This is a genomic window from Massilia haematophila (assembly GCF_042647645.1).
Classification (GTDB): Bacteria; Pseudomonadota; Gammaproteobacteria; order Burkholderiales; family Burkholderiaceae_D; genus Telluria; species Telluria haematophila.
In genome coordinates this window covers 4,826,613-4,842,729 of sequence record NZ_JBHRVV010000001.1, presented here as the reverse complement: position 1 = coordinate 4,842,729, position 16,117 = coordinate 4,826,613, and the positions used below count along the sequence as shown (strand labels likewise).

General features: G+C 69.2%; 11 protein-coding genes. 3 read left to right on the top strand and 8 right to left on the bottom strand.

Annotated elements, in window-relative coordinates; translation table 11 throughout:
• Nucleotides 1-5: 5 nt before the first annotated feature.
• Entirely contained in the window at nt 6-1,118 is a 1,113-nt protein-coding gene (locus ACFOPH_RS21460; protein WP_379737183.1) for a DUF3108 domain-containing protein, read from the bottom strand.
• 111 nt (nt 1,119-1,229) lie between these two features.
• Between ACFOPH_RS21460 and ACFOPH_RS21455 the strand changes: the two genes are divergently transcribed.
• Both ACFOPH_RS21455 and ACFOPH_RS21450 read left to right on the top strand, forming a co-directional pair.
• Nucleotides 1,230-1,850, top strand: a complete 621-nt coding sequence (locus tag ACFOPH_RS21455; RefSeq protein ID WP_312552687.1) for a PhaM family polyhydroxyalkanoate granule multifunctional regulatory protein — start codon at nt 1,230-1,232, stop codon at nt 1,848-1,850.
• 146 nt (nt 1,851-1,996) lie between these two features.
• Nucleotides 1,997-5,293: a patatin-like phospholipase family protein gene (locus tag ACFOPH_RS21450; RefSeq protein WP_379737182.1), complete on the top strand. Its 3,297-nt coding sequence runs from the start codon at nt 1,997-1,999 to the stop codon at nt 5,291-5,293.
• A gap of 149 nt (nt 5,294-5,442) precedes the next feature.
• Here ACFOPH_RS21450 and ACFOPH_RS21445 read toward each other — a convergent pair whose 3' ends face one another.
• The 7 genes from ACFOPH_RS21445 to ACFOPH_RS21415 all read right to left on the bottom strand — a co-directional run bounded on the left by ACFOPH_RS21445 (nt 5,443) and on the right by ACFOPH_RS21415 (nt 15,360).
• Nucleotides 5,443-7,215, bottom strand: coding sequence for a response regulator (locus tag ACFOPH_RS21445; protein WP_379737181.1), 1,773 nt, complete (start codon nt 7,213-7,215; stop codon nt 5,443-5,445).
• Nucleotides 7,212-7,919 (bottom strand): sensor histidine kinase, encoded by a 708-nt coding sequence (locus tag ACFOPH_RS21440; protein ID WP_312552683.1) that lies wholly within the window; start codon nt 7,917-7,919, stop codon nt 7,212-7,214. The genes ACFOPH_RS21445 and ACFOPH_RS21440 overlap by 4 nt, the downstream gene beginning before the upstream one ends.
• A gap of 93 nt (nt 7,920-8,012) precedes the next feature.
• Entirely contained in the window at nt 8,013-9,692 is a 1,680-nt protein-coding gene (mnmC, locus tag ACFOPH_RS21435) for an FAD-dependent 5-carboxymethylaminomethyl-2-thiouridine(34) oxidoreductase MnmC (RefSeq protein WP_379737180.1), read from the bottom strand.
• The gene (locus ACFOPH_RS21430) at nt 9,689-10,255 is read right to left on the bottom strand and encodes a DNA-3-methyladenine glycosylase I (RefSeq protein ID WP_379737179.1); all 567 of its coding nucleotides are present in this window, start codon (nt 10,253-10,255) and stop codon (nt 9,689-9,691) included. The genes mnmC and ACFOPH_RS21430 overlap by 4 nt, the downstream gene beginning before the upstream one ends.
• Nucleotides 10,256-10,423: 168 nt before the next feature.
• Nucleotides 10,424-11,290, bottom strand: a complete 867-nt coding sequence (locus ACFOPH_RS21425) for a DUF4142 domain-containing protein (RefSeq protein ID WP_379737178.1) — start codon at nt 11,288-11,290, stop codon at nt 10,424-10,426.
• 259 nt (nt 11,291-11,549) lie between these two features.
• Nucleotides 11,550-13,202 carry an acid phosphatase gene (locus tag ACFOPH_RS21420; RefSeq protein WP_379737177.1) on the bottom strand — a complete coding sequence of 551 codons (1,653 nt, stop codon included), beginning with the start codon at nt 13,200-13,202 and terminating at the stop codon, nt 11,550-11,552.
• A gap of 151 nt (nt 13,203-13,353) precedes the next feature.
• Nucleotides 13,354-15,360, bottom strand: coding sequence for an MHYT domain-containing protein (locus tag ACFOPH_RS21415; protein WP_379737176.1), 2,007 nt, complete (start codon nt 15,358-15,360; stop codon nt 13,354-13,356).
• A 218-nt stretch (nt 15,361-15,578) separates the two neighbouring features.
• Here ACFOPH_RS21415 and ACFOPH_RS21410 point away from each other — a divergent pair, with 218 nt between their 5' ends.
• Nucleotides 15,579-16,094, top strand: a complete 516-nt coding sequence (locus ACFOPH_RS21410; RefSeq protein ID WP_312551538.1) for a hypothetical protein — start codon at nt 15,579-15,581, stop codon at nt 16,092-16,094.
• Nucleotides 16,095-16,117 lie beyond the last annotated feature (23 nt).

The following is a 16,117-nucleotide window of genomic DNA, read 5'->3' as shown; positions in this document are numbered from 1 at the left end:
CATTATCATTTTCCCGTATCGGTCAAGGCTATATTATTCACGGTTTGCGTGGTGACTGCACCGTTGGCCTCAGTATTGCGAATCTGCACTGGATACCAGCCCCGCGCCGGCGCCAGCCAGACGTCCAGGCGCGAGCGGTAAGAACCCTCTTTCGGCGGGCGCGACAGGTGCCAGGTCTGCATCTTGCCGAGTTTGGTATCGATCTCTTCCTGTCCCACCACGATGAAGCGGAACACGGCGGCGTCGCGGTCTTCGCCCACCTGGATGTCCAGGTCCCCCGTCAATTGTCCGGCATCGCCGCGCGCGATGGCGGCCAGTTGCAGCGGGACACTGGCCTTGTCCTGGGCGCCCGGCGTCAAGGGATAGGTTTTCTGCGAGGCCGAGAAGGTGATCTTGTTGCCGCTCCAGTCGAAGTGCGTCGCGGTCATGGCGCGTCCGCGCCGCTTTTCGGTCATCTTCACCGGCGCGAAACCGGTGGCGGCCACCGCCCCTTCGCTGCTGAGCACGGCCAGGTTGACCCGGGTGAACACGAGCCGGATGCCGGCTTCGAAATCGATGCGGTAAGTGTCCTCGCCATAGCGCCAGGACAGCAGGGCTTCCCCACTCCACCGGGTGCCGTCGGCATCGGTACGGGCGACGTCCATCGTCAGCGCGGCCGGCGGCGGCATGTCGACCTTGTAGCGCCGTGGCTCGGGCGGCGGTGGCGCGGCTGGCGCCGGCTCGGGCGGGGCCGCGCTTGGCTCCGCCGCGGCCATTGCCGGCGCCGGCGGCGCGGCTGCCGCGCCGCCCTCGCCGACGCCGCCCTGGCCGGGCGCGACCGGCGGACCGACCGCATCCTCGGCCAGCACCGGCGCCGCTTCCAGCGGCAAGTCGGGCAGCGCCGGCAGCGGGGGCGGCGGCAGCGGCCGCAAGGGAGGCGCCGGCGGCGTTTCTGGCGGCGCCGCCTTCGGCTCGGGCAACATGCGCGCCTGTACCACGTCCATGGCGGGCGCAGGCAGGGCGATGCGCGGCATGCCGGCATAGCCTCCCATCCAGGCGAACAGCAGGGCGTGCATCGCCACCACAAGCGTGCCCAGCAGTAGCGCGCGGCGCCGTCCGGAAATGAAGGAAACGATCATGCTCCTAGTGTACCCGTCCCCATGGGCGCCTGCCGTCCAGCAGCTTGCGGCCGGCCTTTGAACGCTCGTTATTTATCTGCTACGCTACGGTGCCAATCAACGGAGACCAACATGCTCAAACCTCCCTCGCAGAATGTGCCCGGCATGACCGATACGCTCGAGTTCGTGAAGAACCTGTGGGGCGGCATGCAGGTGCCCGGCGTCGGCATGCCCGGCATGCCCGGCATGGGCACGACCGGAATGGGCGGCCTGTCCACGGACGAGCTCGACAAACGGATCGCCGACCTGAAGGCGGTCGAGAACTGGCTCAACCTGAATCTCTCGATGCTGCGCACCTCGATCCAGGCGATGGAAGTGCAGCGCGGCACGATTGCCGCGCTCAAGTCGATGAGCGACAGCATGGTCCAGGCCATGAACAAGCAAGGCGACCAGTCGGCCGCGGTCCCGCCCTTCTCCGCCTTCTTCACGCCCGGCGGCACGCAGGAAGCGGGCAGCGGCATGCCCGGCGCCGGCGCCGATCCCGCAGCGGCGGCGCCCCCGGAAGCGACCATGCCGGCCGCCGTCGCGTGGTGGAACCTGCTGCAGGAACAGTTCCGCCAGGCTGTGGCCAGCGCCATGCCGGCCGAGGGTGCGCCCGCCCCCGAAGCCAAGCCGGCCAAGGAACAGCCGGCCAAGGAGCCGACCGACATGGGCGGGCCGCGCCAGACGCGCCCGAAAGCCGACAAAACTTGATGCTCCCGGCATTCATTTCCCCCTTGCCAGCCCTTCATTTGATTTGACGGGCATCACAAGCGTCCCAGCCGTGCTGAACTGAAGGTACGGCCGGGTCGCTTGACACTCGACACTTTCCGGTCCGCATGTTTTGTGGGAGACCGCAGGTGTCCACTGTCGACTTTTCCAATTTCACCCCCGATCAGGTGGCCGACCTGCGGCGCAAGCTCGAAAGCGCCGGCTGCGCCGTGCCGGCGCGCGCCGCCACGCTCGACCAATTGACCGACGCGATCGCCGCTTTCCGCAAGCAGCAGGGCATGACCGACACCGGGCCGCTGGACGAAGCCACCTGGCGCCGCCTCGACAACCAGAGCGGCAGCGTGTTCAGCGAAGTGCTGCAAAACGAACTCGACCTGCTGCGCCCGCGCCCGGACGGCAGCCAGGACCAGGTGATGCCGGCCTGCGCCGCCGAGCTGCTGCGGCGTTCGCACGGCGCGGCCCTGGCCGGGCTGGCGCTGTCCGGCGGCGGCGTGCGCAGCGCCACCTTCAACCTGGGCGCCCTGCAGGCGCTGGCCGAACTGCGCCTGCTGCGCGATGTCGACTACCTGTCGACGGTGTCGGGCGGCGGCTTCATCGGCGGCTGGCTGTCGAAGTGCATCCGCGAACGCGGCGGCGACGTGCGCGCGGTCGAAGACCTGCTCACGCCCGGCGCGAACGGCCAGGCGGTCGCCGCCGAGCCGGTGGAAATCCAGTTCCTGCGCCAGTACAGCAACTACCTGACGCCGAAGGGCGGCACCTTCAGCGCCGACACCTGGACCCTGATCGGCACCTACGTGCGCAATACCTGCCTGAACCTGGCGATGCTGGTGGCCTGGCTGTGCGCCCTCTTGATGCTGCCGCGCTTCGCGGTCTGGGCCGTGCACCGCATTGTCAAGCCGGCCGGCCCCTGGGCCGCCTGGTCCGACTTCGCCTGGATGCTCGGCATCGTCCTGTTCCTGGTCGCCGTGTTCTGCATCGCGCTGAGCATTTCCAGCAAGCCGGAGAGCTCGCGCGGGCTGCGCCGCTTCCCGCTCGAGCAAGGGGCGGTGCTGGTCTTCATCAACCTGCCGCTGCTGGCGGCGGGCTTCCTGGTCAGCATCGGCCTGTGGCGCCATGGCGGCGCGGTGCCGGCGATCTGGGAAGCCGGCCTGCCGGCGCGCTTCGACGGCTGGGGGCTGGCCTGGCTGCTGGTGCCGGGCCTGGTCTACTTCATCGTCTGGGCCAGCGGCTGGTACCTGGCCCACGACCGCACCAGCCCCTACCGCAACACCGGCTACGTCGTCTGCGCCGCCGGCGCCGCCGCGGTGCTGTCGATGTCGCTGGGCGCGGCGCTGACCTTCGCGCCGGAAGCCGTCGCCCACCTGGTGCCCCTGAAATTCGCGCGCTTGCTGGCCTGGCCCCTGATGCCGGCGATGATGGCCGCGCTCCTGGTCGGCGCCGCGGCCCTGGCGCTGGAACGGCGCCTCGGGCGCCACCACGCCGTCCCCGACGTCTCGCGCGCCGAACTGCTCGAAGGCTTCAGCCACTTCGCCTGCGCGGTCGGCGCGCTGGCGGTCGGCACCCTGCTGCTGCTGGCGGGGCTGGCGCTGCTGCCGAACCCGCAGCGGCACCCGATCCTGAACAACGCCATCGCCCTGGGCAGCTTCGGCATGCCGCTGATGATGACGCTGTTCTCGGTGACGATGACGTTGATGATCGGCCTGATCGGCTCCCTCTACAGCGACGCCAGCCGCGAATGGTGGAGCCGCCAGGGCGCCTGGTCGTGGATCTTTTCGCTGGTCTGGGTGGCGATGTTCGGCGTCGCCTTTTTCGGGGCGCCGCTACTGCACTGGGCCTGGCTGACCTTCGATCCGCTGGCCAACGCCGGCACCGCGATCGGCTGGCTGGCGATGACCTGGCTCGGCCTGAAGGCCGGCAGCGGCAGCGCCACCGGTTCACGCGATGGCAACTGCGCCAGGCGCGAACTGGCGGCGCGCCTGGCGCCCTACTTCTTCACGGTCGGCGTGTTCGCGCTCTTGTCCAGCCTGGTGCAGGCGAGCGTCGCCCTGCCCGAGGTGCGCTGCCCGCAGCCGATCTCCCTGCCCTGCATCTACGCGGCGCACGCCAACGCCACGCTGGCCAGCAGCGGCAGCACCCTGTTGATCGCCTTTTCCCTGTTCCTGGGCGCGGCGCTGCTGCTTGGCTGGCGCGTCGACATCAACAAGTTCTCGCTCTACATGCTGTACCGGAACCGGCTGGTGCGCGCCTACTTCGGCGCCAGCAGCCGCACGCGCAAGCCGCATCCCTTCACCGGCTTCGATCCCGAGGACGACCCGCAACTGGCCGACCTGGCCAACCAGCGCCCCTACCACATCGTCAACACGGCGCTGAACCTGGTCAGCGGCGAGGAGCTGGCCTGGCAGACGAGGAAGGCAGCCTCGTTCGTGTTCACGCCGCGCTTCTGCGGCTTCGAGATGCCGCTGATGCCGGCCCAGGGACCGAACCAGGGCCTGCGCGACGCCCAGCGCGGCGCCTACCGGCCGACGCGCGAATACGCCTCGAAGGCCGGCGCAACCGACATCGACGCCACCGTGCGCCTGGGGATGGCGGTGGCGCTGTCGGGCGCGGCGGCCAGTCCCAACATGGGCACCCACTCCTCGCCGCCGCTGAACTTCCTGATGACGATGTTTAACGTGCGCCTGGGCCGCTGGTGCCCCAATCCGCGCAAGGCCGTGTGGACCCAGTCCTCGCCCGGCATCGGCCTGTTCAGCCTGATCGCCGAGCTGTTCGGCATGACCAACGCCGATGCCAATTACGTCTACCTGTCCGACGGCGGCCACTTCGAGAACCTCGGCATTTATGAGCTGGTGCGGCGGCGCTGCCGCCTGATCGTCGCGGTGGACGTGGCCAGCGACCGCGAGATGGCCTTCGAGGACCTGGGCAACGCAATCCGCAAGTGCGCCACCGACTTGCACGTGAGCATCGAGCTGGACGTCTCGAAGATGGACCTGGTGGCGGGTAGCGGCCTGTGCGGCGGCAGCTGCGCGGTGGGCACCGTGCGCTACAGCCACGTCGACCCGGGCGGCGTCGACGGCACGCTCCTGTACATCAAGCCGGCCATCATCGGCTCGGAAAACGCGGACGTGCTCAACTACCGCAAGGCCCATCCCGACTACCCGCACCAGAGCACCGCCGACCAGTGGTTCGACGAAGCCCAGTTCGAGAGCTACCGGGCGCTGGGCTACCACATCGTCAAGGCGGCGCTGGGCGGCGCTGCGGCGGCGTCGCGGCGGGCGGACGGGGGGCACGATGTCGCCAGGCTGTGTGCGCACCTGCTGCGCGAGCATGGGCTGGCGCCGATGGTTCCGCCGGTGCCGCCTGTGCCGGCCAGGCCGGCGTGCGGGTGCGGTGGGCAATGCGGCTGCGGGCGCGACGCGTTTCGGTAGGGTGGGCACTTGTGCCCACGCGGTATGGTACTGCGATGACGAGGGAGCGCTGGCAGGCGTCGCGATGCCGACGTACCGACTGGCGGCTTTGCTGCGCCAAATCAGCCGCACGACCGCGTGGGCTCGAGAGCCCACCCTACGCCCTTCGGTCAGGCCGCGGTGTCATCCGACGTTGCGGACTCCGGTTCCTGAGCTTCCTGCTTCGGCGTCAGCGCCGCCAGCTGCTCCATCAGCTGCGCGAAGCGCTGCTGCCCCGGCTGCAGGCGGTCGACGTGGGTCAGCACTTCGTGCGCCTCGGCGGCGAGCAGTTCGGCATAGCCTTTTTCGCGCATGTGCGAGACCAGCACCTGGGCCGCGTTGAACAGGATGCGCTGGTTGTTCGGCAGTTTCTGGCGTGCGTTGCGCATCCATTTGACGGCCTCGCCCAGCTTGCCCGTCTTCCAGAGCAGCACGCCCTGGTTCATCAGGTCCGAGGCCTGCTTCTTCGCGGCGCGGATCAGCTCCTCGCCCTCGTCGGCCATGCGCGCCTTGGCGAAGATCGCCTGCACCTCGTCGAGCAGCACCGCGTTGTCGTGGTTGTTGCGGGTGACGTAGCACAGCAGCTCGACCGGCGCGTCCTTCACGCCGACGGCAAACAGCAGGGTCGCCATCTCCAGGCAGGTCGCCACGTCGGGCCGCTCGGGACGCGCGTTCAGCAAGGCCTCGAGCTCGTCGCCGGCCTTGCGCGCGAGGCGGTAGTCGCCGCTCTCGTGGTAGACCAGGCCCTCGGTGATCTTGGCGCGCAGGCCGATGTCGGCATGCTCGGCGCCGAACTCGCGCTGCGCCGCACCGAGGTGCACCAGCGCCTCTTTCGGGTCGTTCTTCAGCCCGCACACGCGCGCCAGCCCGAGGTAGGCGTCGGGCGTCTTGCGCACCGAGTACTCGCCGACCGAGATGCACTTGCGGAAGGCCTTCTCGGCCATGCCGACGTTGCCCAGCTTCAGGCAGATCTTGCCCAGGTTGCGCTGGCGCGGCACCGAATTCGGCGACAGCTTCGCCGCGCGCTCCAGGATCGAGCAGGCCTCCTCCAGCTTGCCCATGCCCTGGTAGACCTGGGCCAGCTGGTCGTAGGCGTCGATGTAGTAGCGGTTCTCGGCGATCACGCCGAGGAACATCTGGCGCGCCTGTTCCAGTTCGCCGTTGGCCATGCGTATCTTCGCCAGGCCGGCGCGCGCCCACTGGTATTCGCGCTGGGCCAGCACGCGCTCGTAGGCCTCGCGCGCCCGTTCCGGCTCGCCGCTCTTCTCCATCAGGCGCGCCTTCATGCGCAGCAGCTCGATCTCGTGCACGCGGCTGGCGGCGATCTGCTCGTCGCACAGGCGCGCCGCGCGCAGGTAGTCCTTCTCGGCATAGGCCTGGTCGATCGGGCGGAACACCTGCTTGCGGTGCCAGGCGCGGTTCAGGCGCGTGAGCAGCACGCCTTCGGTGATCGGTTTCACCAGGTAGGCGTCCGGCTGGTGCTCGGCCGCGCCCATCACCGACTCGACGCTTTTTTCGGCCGACACCATCATCCACACGCTTGATGGCAGCAGCAGGTTGCGCACCCGCGCTTCCTCCAGCACCTGCTGGCCGTTCTTGCCGTCGCCCAGGTTGAAGTCGCACAGCACGACGTCGTAGCGCAGTTTCGCCAGCAGGCCGATCGCCTCGCCGCCGCTGGACGCCTGGTCGATGTTGCGTGCGCCCAGGTTGCGCAGGCTTTCGCGCAGCAGCTGGCGCACGCCGATGAAGTCGTCGACCACGAGGTAGTTCTTGCCGGCCCAGTCGATCTGCTCGGCCTTGCGCTCGGCAGGCTGCGCAGTGGGGCGCTCGTTAGGGCGCTCATTGGGCCGCTCATTGGGGCGCTCATCGTGACTACTCACGGGCGGATTTTGCGGCGCATTCATGGCAGGGTCAGCACGAAGCAGCCGCCGCCGAGCTGCCCGCCGTTCTCAAGGTGGACGCTGCCCGTGCGGCCGCGGTGGCGGTGCATGCGCGCGACCTCGCGCGCGAAATACAGGCCGAGACCGGCGCTGTTGGTCTGGAAGTTGACGCCGCTGGCGACGCCGCTCAGGGCCGCGGAGCCGGCGTCCAGCAGGGCCTGCGGGTAGCCGTCGCCGTTGTCCTCGACGCGGATCTCGAGCAGCTCGCCCTCCTGGCGCAGGGCCAGGCGGACCCGGTCGCGCGTGTAGTTCACCGCGTTGTTGACGGCATGCGATACCACGCCGACGATCAGGTCCTCGTCCAGGTGCCAGATCAGCTCGGGGTCGACCTCGACCTCGAACCCGATGCCGCGCGCCTGCAGCAGCACCCGGCTCAGGGCCGCCACCTGCTCCGCCAGTTCGCCTGCCGCGATCGGCTGCACGTCGAACGGGTATTCCGGCTGGCCGACCCGTTTATACAGGGCCAGCAGCTGCATCAGGTTGTCGTTCAGGCGGCGCGTCTGGTACAGCATCTGCGCCATTTGCGGATAGGCCTGCTCGGTCTCGGGCGAGGCGCCGTCGAGCAGGCGCTCGAGCGTGCCCGAGAGCACGCTGATCGAGTTCTTCATGTCGTGCGCGGTCGAGGCGAGAAACAGCGCGAGCTGCTGGGAATGTGGGGTGTCGTCCATGCGCCGGCGCCCTCCTTCCGGCGCAAAAATTGCCATACGCCAATTATACGCACGGACAGCACCATCGCCGCCTTGCGCGCACGCAGACAGCGCTTATTCCAGCTGCGAACCCTGCGGAACGCGGCTGCTGCGGCGTGCACGCAACACAAAACGCGCCGGATCGAGGGCATCGACCAGCGCCGCCTCCAGCGGCAGCGGCTCGTTTTCCAGCTTCGCGGCCAACAGTTCCGCGCACAGCGGCGCCCAGATCAGGCCGCGCGAGGCATAGCCGAGCAGGCCGTGCAGGCCGGGGTGGCGCGGCACGTCGCGCAAGCGCTCGGTCGTGCCGGCGGCCTCGAAATCGGGCAGCGCGCCCACCAGCGGCAGGCGGTCCGGCGCCACGCTGCGAAAACCCACCCTGCCTTGCAGGGGCGCGCCGGCGCCCGCTTCCGGATCGGACACCAGCGCCTGCAGGCGCGCGATGTTTTCCTGCTGGCTGGCCGTGCGCAAGCCTGGGTCCGCGTCGAGGTCGTAGGTGGCGCCGGCGCAGGCCAAGCCGTTCGCCGCCGGGGTCAGGTAGGCTTCGCGGCACAGCACGAAGGGCAGCGCCGGCAGCGTGGCGGCGTCCAGGTGGGTCACCTGGCCGCGCAGCGCCGCCAGCGGCAGCCGGGCGGCCTGTGCGAACCGGGTCGACGCCGCGCCGCCGGCCAGCACCACGGTCGGGGCCTGGGCGACCACCGCGCCGTCTTCCCCGCGCACCAGCCACTCGTCATCGCTTCGTTCGAGGCGTACGCTGCCCGCATCGAAGCGCTGCACCAGGCGCGCGCCGCAGGCATCGAGCATGGCCGCGCAGACGCTCCCCGGCCGCGCCCAGCCGCCCTGGCGGAACAGCCAGGCGCCATCCGGCGCCGGCAGGCCGAGCAGCGCCTGCGCTTCAGGCCCTTCCAGCCACGCGGCGAATTCCGCCGGATAGGCGCCGGCCGCGGCAATCGTGCGCGACACCCGCGCATGGTCGGCGTCGCGCGCCAGCTGCATCACGCCGCAGGCCGCGCCCTCGATCGCGCGCCCGATGCCGCCGATGCTGTCCCAGTAGCGCAGCGCGTACAGGTAGGCGGCGCGCGTCAGGCGCGTCGGGATGTTGTCGTCTTTCGATAGCAGCGGCATGAAGATGCCGGCCAGGTTGCCCGAGGCTTCCATGGCGACGCGCGGATGGCGCTCGACCAGGGTCACCTGCCAGCCGCGCGCGCACAGCTTGTGCGCGGCCGCGCAGCCGGCCAGGCCGGCGCCGATCACGACCGCATGCCGCGGCGGCACCGGCGTCAAGGGCGGACGCGGCTTGCGGCTGGCAAAGCGCGCGCTGCGCCTGTCTGCGTCGAACACGAAGCCCTGGGCGGTGAGCGCGGCGACCTGCTCGTCGGCGAGTGCATCGGCGTGCAGGACCGCATCGGCGGCGGCGAGGCGCGCCAGCGCACGGGCGAAACCGCTGCCCTGCACCCCGTCCAGATACGCACAGTCGATGCGCGCCGCCAGCTGGGCCAGGGCCGTTTCCAGCGGCGCACACAGGAGGTCGAGCGTGACGGCATCGTCAGCTTGCGGAATGCGGTGGAAACCCGGCAGCAGCCCTTGCGTGAGCGCGACGATGTGCAGGCGCGCGGGCCGGGCCGGGTCGGCGCGCCGGGCGTCGATCAGCGCGGCGACCGCGGCGCCGTCGCCGTACTGCGTGTGCAGCACGGTGTAGCGTTCGCGGCCCCGCCAGGACGCCGCCGGCGAGAACCGGTTGACTGCGGATGTCACGCCGCTCCCGCGTAACGGAAGCAGTGCGGCGCGTGGTCGTCGACCATGCCGATGCCCTGCATGTAAGCGTAGACGATGGTCGAGCCGACGAACTTGAAGCCGCGTTTCGACAGGTCCTTCGAGATGCGGTCGGACAGCGCGGTCTTGCTGGGACGCGTACCCGCGCTCCAGTCGCCGACGATCGGTGTGCCGTCGACCCAGGCCCACAGGTAGCTGTCCAGGGTCTGTCCTTCGTCACGCAGCGCCAGGTAGGCCCTGGCGTTGCCGATCGCCGCCGCCACCTTCAGGCGGTTGCGCACGATGCCCGGGTTGGCCAGCAGCGCGGCGACCTTGGCGTCGTCGTAACGCGCGATCTTTTCCGGGTCCCAATCGTCGAAGGCGGCGCGGTAGCTCTCGCGCTTGTTGAGGATGGTTTCCCAGGACAGGCCGGCCTGGGCGCCCTCGAGGTTGAGCATCTCGAACAGGCGGCGCTCGTCATGGCAGGGCGTGCCCCACTCGTGGTCGTGGTAGTCGAGGTAGCGGGGATTGGCCGGGTTGGCCCAGCTGCAGCGATTGATCGTCATGCCCGGAAGTATACGCCAGGCGCATGACGGGGAGAACGCCGCCGTGCGGCCGCGGAAGAACGGGCAGGCAGGCCGTCTCGCGACAGCCCGCCTCCCGATGCGGACGGCTTATTTGCCCGCTTATTTGCCTGCTTATTTGCCTGCTTAGTTGCCCGCTTAGTTGCCCGCTTACTTGCCCGAAGTGGTGCCCGACTTCGCAGCCGGCATCTGCTGCGCGGCCTTCAGGTGCTGCTCGACGGTCGGCATCATCTTGGTGGCCAGGCCCTTGACTTCAGGATCCTTGGCGGACTTCTGGTTCTTCTGCAGCAGCTTGTGCGCTTCCTTGTGCGAAGCCACGCCGCCGACCTTCATGTACTCGCGGTCGAACGCATCGCCGCTAAGCTTTTCCAGCTTGGCCGACATGGCCTTGTGCTTGGCGTCGAGCTCGGTCGGCAGGGTCACGCCCTTGGCCTGGGCCACGGTCTGCACTTCCTGCAGCGCCTTGGTGTGGTCGTCGATCATCTGCTGGGCGTAGGTCTTCACTTCCTGGTTCTGGCTCTTGCTTTGCGCCAGCTTGCCCATTTCGATCTCGGCCATGTTCACCATCGCCATGTCGGTGATGCCCTTGCTGTCGGCCTTGCTCAGGGTCGAGCTGCCGGTGGCGCCGGCCGCGCCCGAGGCGCCCGAGGACTGGCTCGACATGCCGGCCGCGCCGGTGCCGGTGCTGCCGCTCATGCCGGCGCTGCCGCTGGTGCTGCCGCTCTGGTGAGCCGCGCCGTGCGAGGAAGAGGTCGACGAGGAGCTGCCGGTCTGGCCGGCGGTGCTGGAGCCGACCTGGCCGCTGCGGTCTTCCATGCCCTGGCTGTTGGTGTTGTCGACCGCGCCGTCACGGGCCGACTTGCCCGCCAGGTTCTGGCCGGCCTGGCCCTGCTGGCTTTGCAGTTCGGTGGCGCTCGGGGTGGTGGAGGTGGTCTGAGCCTGGACGCCATGGGCGCCGAGCATGGCCGCTACTGCCGACACGGCGAGCAGTCCTTTCAATACCTTGTTTTTTTGCATGATGCTCTCCTTGGTTGGGGATGGAGCCGGCATCACGTCTCCTGTGCCGGTGCTCCTGTTCAAATGACATCGCATGCCTGTCTGCCGCCCACACCGCGAAGGCGGTAATGGAACGACAACCGAGCCGAAAAGGAGTGTATCGCCGCGTTTTCGACGCCAGCGCGCGTTAGCCGCTCGGCAATTTTTTGACGTCGCGCGCAAAAAAAAATGGCCGGCACGGGAAGCCCGGCCGGCCATGGGAGTCAAAAGGTGTCGAGGATCAGCGGAAGCTCAGGGCCGCCGTCAGGTCGCCCGGTCCGCGTGCGCCGCGCGCCTTGAAGGCGGCGTCGCGCGCCGCCAGGCCTTCCAGTTGCGGCAGGCCGTGCAGGCGGGTGATGAAGCGCAGGATCGAGGTGGTGTCGTAGAAATTGTGGTCGACCGCGCCCTTCTTCGCGTGCGGCGAGACGACGATCGCCGGAATGCGCGAACCCGGGCCCCAGCGGTCGCCTTGCGGCGGCGCCACGTGGTCCCACCAGCCGCCGTTCTCGTCGAACGTGATCACCACCACCATGTCCTTCCACTGCGGCGACTTCTTGAGGTGCTCGATCACGTTGGCGACGTGGGCGTCGCCCGATTCGATGTCCGAGTAGCCGGCGTGCAGGTTCAGGTTGCCCTGCGGCTTGTAGAAGCTGACCGCCGGCAGCTTGCCGGCCACCGCGTCGGCGATGAAGCGGTTCGAGATCGGGCTGTCGCCCAGGCCGCCGTCGCGCAGGTGTTCGGCGCGCGCTTTGGTGCCCGGCGCGAACTGCTTGAAATAGTTGAAAGGCTGGTGATGATGCTGGAAGTTCGGGCGCTGACCGGCGCCGCGGCCATCGATCGCCGCCTGCCAGGCGCCGCCATACCAGGCCCAGCTGACGTTCGTGCGCGACAGCAGGTCGCCGATGGTGTCGTAGCTTTGCGGCGGCAGCACCGACGGGTCGTTCGGGTCGGCGATGTTGGCGTCGCCGCCCGGCGCCGGGCGCACCCAGCTCGGCTGGTAGGGCGGCGCCATGGTATTCACGGCATACCCGTCCGGAGTGATCGCGCCGGAATGCACGAACTTCGGCTTGCCGTCCAGCGCGCTCTTCGGCGAATCCGGCGCCACCGCCAGGCGGCTGCCCTGCGGGCCGTCTTCCAACACCGCGATCTTCTTCTTCGCCGGGGTCTCGGCGGCGTTGAAAAATTCCGGCGTGCGGCCGCTGATCAGGAACTGGTGGTTCAGGTAGGAGCCGCCGAAGGCGCCCATGAAGAAGTTGTCGCACAGCGTGTACTCGCGCGCGATCTGCCACAGGCCCAGGTGCTTCTCGGTCTCGCCGTAGTAGCCCATCACCAGCGCGCCGGAATCGCCCCAGGCGACGAAACCGTCGTTCTTGCCGCCGTTGATCTGCATCTGGTTGTGATAGAAATTGTGCACCAGGTCGCGCGTGACCAGGCCTTCCGGCAGCGGCTGGCCGTCGCCGTCGACCAGTTTCCACGGTGCGTTCGGCAGGTTGGCGATCTTGTCCTCGCCGATCTGGTATTCCTTGCCGCCGATGTCCTGGCGTCCCGGCACCATGCCGCCCCAGACCTTCGGCAAGGCCGGCAGGACCGAGCCGTCGCGGTCCTTCTGCGGCGGCGCGCTGGCCGGCAGCGGCGCGGCCAGGCCCGGGAAGTTGGCGAACAGGTTGTTGAAGCTGCGGTTTTCGAGGTAGATCACGACCACGTTCTTGACGTTCGCCTTGAGCTTGGCGTCGAGCGAGGCGGCCGGCCTGGCGGCACGCTTCGGCGCCGCCGCGGCCTCGGCGGCAGCCGGCAGCGTGCCGCCGAGACCGACCGCGGCGGCGGCCTGGAAGATGCGCCGGCGGCCCGGGCTCGCGGGTTGGTTGTCCTTGGTGTCGTGGTCGTGGTCTTGCACTTGCTTCTCCTGTGGTTCAGCGCGGGAAGCAGGGATTATCGTTTCTTTCTTGCCCAAGGGGAACAGCTATCGCATGCGGGCGCGACGGCGCGGCCGCTGGCCGGCGCCGCTGTTGCGTGGCGGCGTAAGGACAGGTAAATATGACGCAGGCTTACGGCCGCGTGGCGTCGAGCGCGGCGGCGCTGCGCGCGCCCGCGTCGAGCAGGGCGGCCACCGCCTCCACCAGCAGCGCCGGCGTGACCGGCTTGACGATGTAGTCGGTGAAGCCGCAGGCAAAGGCGCGCTCGCGGTCTTCCTTGCGCGCGAAGGCCGACAGCGCCAGCGCCGGCACCATGCACAGCTGGTTGTCGGCGAGCGCGCGCACGCGGCGGATCAGCTCGAAGCCGTCCATGTCGGGCATGCCGATGTCGCTGACCAGGAGCTGCGGCCGCCGCTCCTGCAGCAGGCGCAATGCGTCCAGCGGCGAGACGGCGGCAATCACCTCGGCCCCGGCGCCCTGCAGGACCGTGCGCACCACGTCGAGCGAATCGGCGTCGTCGTCGAGCGCGAGGATGGTCGTGCCGGAGAGGTCGGGCAGCGGCGCCTGCACACCGGCCGCCTGCGCCTCGCCGGGCGCCGCATCGGGCGCCTGTGCCCATTGGGGCAGCGCCGGCTGCAGCGGCAGGCGCACCGTGAAGGTCGCGCCCTGCCCTTCGCCGGCGCTGTCGACGCCGACCGTGCCGCCATGCAGCTCGACCAGCTGGCGCACGATCGACAGGCCGAGCCCGAGGCCGCCGTGCTGGCGCGTGGTCGAGGTGTCGCTCTGGCGGAAGCGGTCGAACACGTAGGGCAGGAAGTCGGCGCGGATGCCGGCGCCGGTATCGCGCACGCGTATTGCGACCTGCTCGTCCTCGCGCCACAGCGCCACCTCGACCGCGCCGCCGGCTGGGGTGAACTTGATCGCGTTCGACACCAGGTTCCACATCACCTGCTGCATGCGGCCGCTGTCGGCCAGCACCGGGCCGGCCTCCTGGTCGAGCTCGGCGTCGAGGCGGATGCGCTTGGCGAGCGCGGTCGGCCCCAGCGATTCGACCACCGTGCCGACGAATTCGGCGGGGCGTACCGGCTGCAGGTCGAGCCTGACCTTGCCCGACAGGATGCGGCTCATGTCGAGCAGGTCGTCGACCAGCTGGGCCTGGGCGCGCGCGTTGCGCTCGATCGTCTCCAGGCCCTTGCGCAGCATCTCGTCGCCGACCGGTCCCTTCCCCAGCAGCTGCGACCAGCCGAGGATCGCGTTGAGGGGGGTGCGCAGCTCGTGCGAGACGGTCGACAGGAATTCGTCCTTCAGCTGGTTCATGCGCTCGGCCTCGACGCGCGCCTCGACTTCGTGCAGGTAAAGCGTCCTGCGCTCCTCCGCGATCGCCAGCGAGGCGTCCAGGCTGGCCGCGCGCGCCTGCAGGCGCGCATCGTAGACCGACACCAGCAGGGCCACCAGCAGGATGCCGACGATGACGACGGTGACGATCAGCGCCAGGTTGCGCGGATTGATCCAGCCGTCGGCGGCCAGGCAGACGCTGCCGGCCGGGAAGCGCGCGGCCGCCATGCCGGTGTAGTGCATGCCGGCGACGGCGAAACCCATCACCAGCGCGGCGGCAAGCTGGACCAGCCAGGCGCCGGACGCGCCCTGGCGCAGGCGGAAGGCGATCCACAACGCGCCGGCCGAGGCGGCGACGGCGATCAGCACCGACAGCGCGAACAGCAGCGGGTCGTATTCGATGCCTGGGGCCATGCGCATGGCGGCCATGCCGGTGTAGTGCATCGCATTGATGCCCACGCCCGTCAGGAGCGCGCTCGAGGCCAGGTGGCGCGGCGCGAGGACGGGCGCACGCAGCTGCCACAGCGCCATGCCGCAGACCAGGATCGGCAGCAGAAGCGACAGCACGGTGAGCGACAGGTCGTAGCCGAGCGGGATCGGCAGGTGGAAGGCCAGCATGCCGATGAAGTGCATGGCCCAGATGCCGCCGCCCATCGCCAGCGCGCCGCCGGCGGTCCAGGCCCAGCTGGCATAGCCGTGCGCCTGCTTGACGCGGCCGGCCACGCTCAGCGCGGTATAGGACGCGAACACGGCGACCAGGACCGAGACCAGTACGAGCGATGGATCGTAGCGACCGATAAGCATGGGTTAATGGATCTCCTGGGCGTGGCGGCCGGCGCCGCGCCTGTCTGTGTCAATACGGATTGGGTGCCAGTATAGACCGGCTAGCGCCGAGTGCGGACCCGAGCAGTGAAAAGGTTTACCGAAAGATACATATGATAACTGCTGGAAATATTTGCGAGAGGATTCTTCTGGGTTTGCGCGATGTGCGTGTTGTACCGAACCGATCCGGGACGAGCTGCATGGGTATCGTCCTGTTTCCAACCATGCAGGACCTTCAGCGGAGTTTTCTCATGCAAAAACAACAAGCAGCCATTGTCGGCGGCCTGATCGCGGGCGTACTGACCAGTGTCGTCATGCTGGCCGGCCGCAAGAGCGGCATCTTGACGAAGACGCTAGACCGGGATGCGGTCGACTGGATCGACGAGGTAGCCGATTCCCGCGAAAAAATTGGGGATGCCGGCACCAGTGCGCTCGAGTTCGTCAATCATCTCGGCGCCTCGGCGGCCTTCGGCGCCGCCTGGCCGGCACTGCGCGAACGCGCACCCGGGTTATCCCCGCTGGCACTCGGGACGCTGTATGGCACGGCGCTGTATGCCGTGAATATCGGCGCGATCGCCCCTGTCCTCGGCATTACCGAAGGCGAGATCGAGGCCGGGCCGCGCAAGGCCGGCGAGCGCTGGGCCATCCACGTGCTGCAGGCCGTCGCCACCGGCCTCATCGCCGAGCGCCTGAGCGACGGTTCGCGGCACGGCTGACCCGGCCCTGCAAAGACCGCCTG

What these genes read in the sequence shown, in the direction of transcription:
- ACFOPH_RS21415 (WP_379737176.1), bottom strand. Translation starts at nt 15,360, where the DNA reads ATGCTTATCGGTCGCTACGATCCATCGCTCGTACTGGTCTCGGTCCTG.
- ACFOPH_RS21425 (WP_379737178.1), bottom strand. Translation starts at nt 11,290, where the DNA reads ATGCAAAAAAACAAGGTATTGAAAGGACTGCTCGCCGTGTCGGCAGTA.
- ACFOPH_RS21410 (WP_312551538.1), top strand. Translation starts at nt 15,579, where the DNA reads ATGGGTATCGTCCTGTTTCCAACCATGCAGGACCTTCAGCGGAGTTTT.
- ACFOPH_RS21430 (WP_379737179.1), bottom strand. Translation starts at nt 10,255, where the DNA reads ATGACGATCAATCGCTGCAGCTGGGCCAACCCGGCCAATCCCCGCTAC.
- ACFOPH_RS21440 (WP_312552683.1), bottom strand. Translation starts at nt 7,919, where the DNA reads ATGGACGACACCCCACATTCCCAGCAGCTCGCGCTGTTTCTCGCCTCG.
- ACFOPH_RS21460 (WP_379737183.1), bottom strand. Translation starts at nt 1,118, where the DNA reads ATGATCGTTTCCTTCATTTCCGGACGGCGCCGCGCGCTACTGCTGGGC.
- ACFOPH_RS21455 (WP_312552687.1), top strand. Translation starts at nt 1,230, where the DNA reads ATGCTCAAACCTCCCTCGCAGAATGTGCCCGGCATGACCGATACGCTC.
- ACFOPH_RS21445 (WP_379737181.1), bottom strand. Translation starts at nt 7,215, where the DNA reads ATGAATGCGCCGCAAAATCCGCCCGTGAGTAGTCACGATGAGCGCCCC.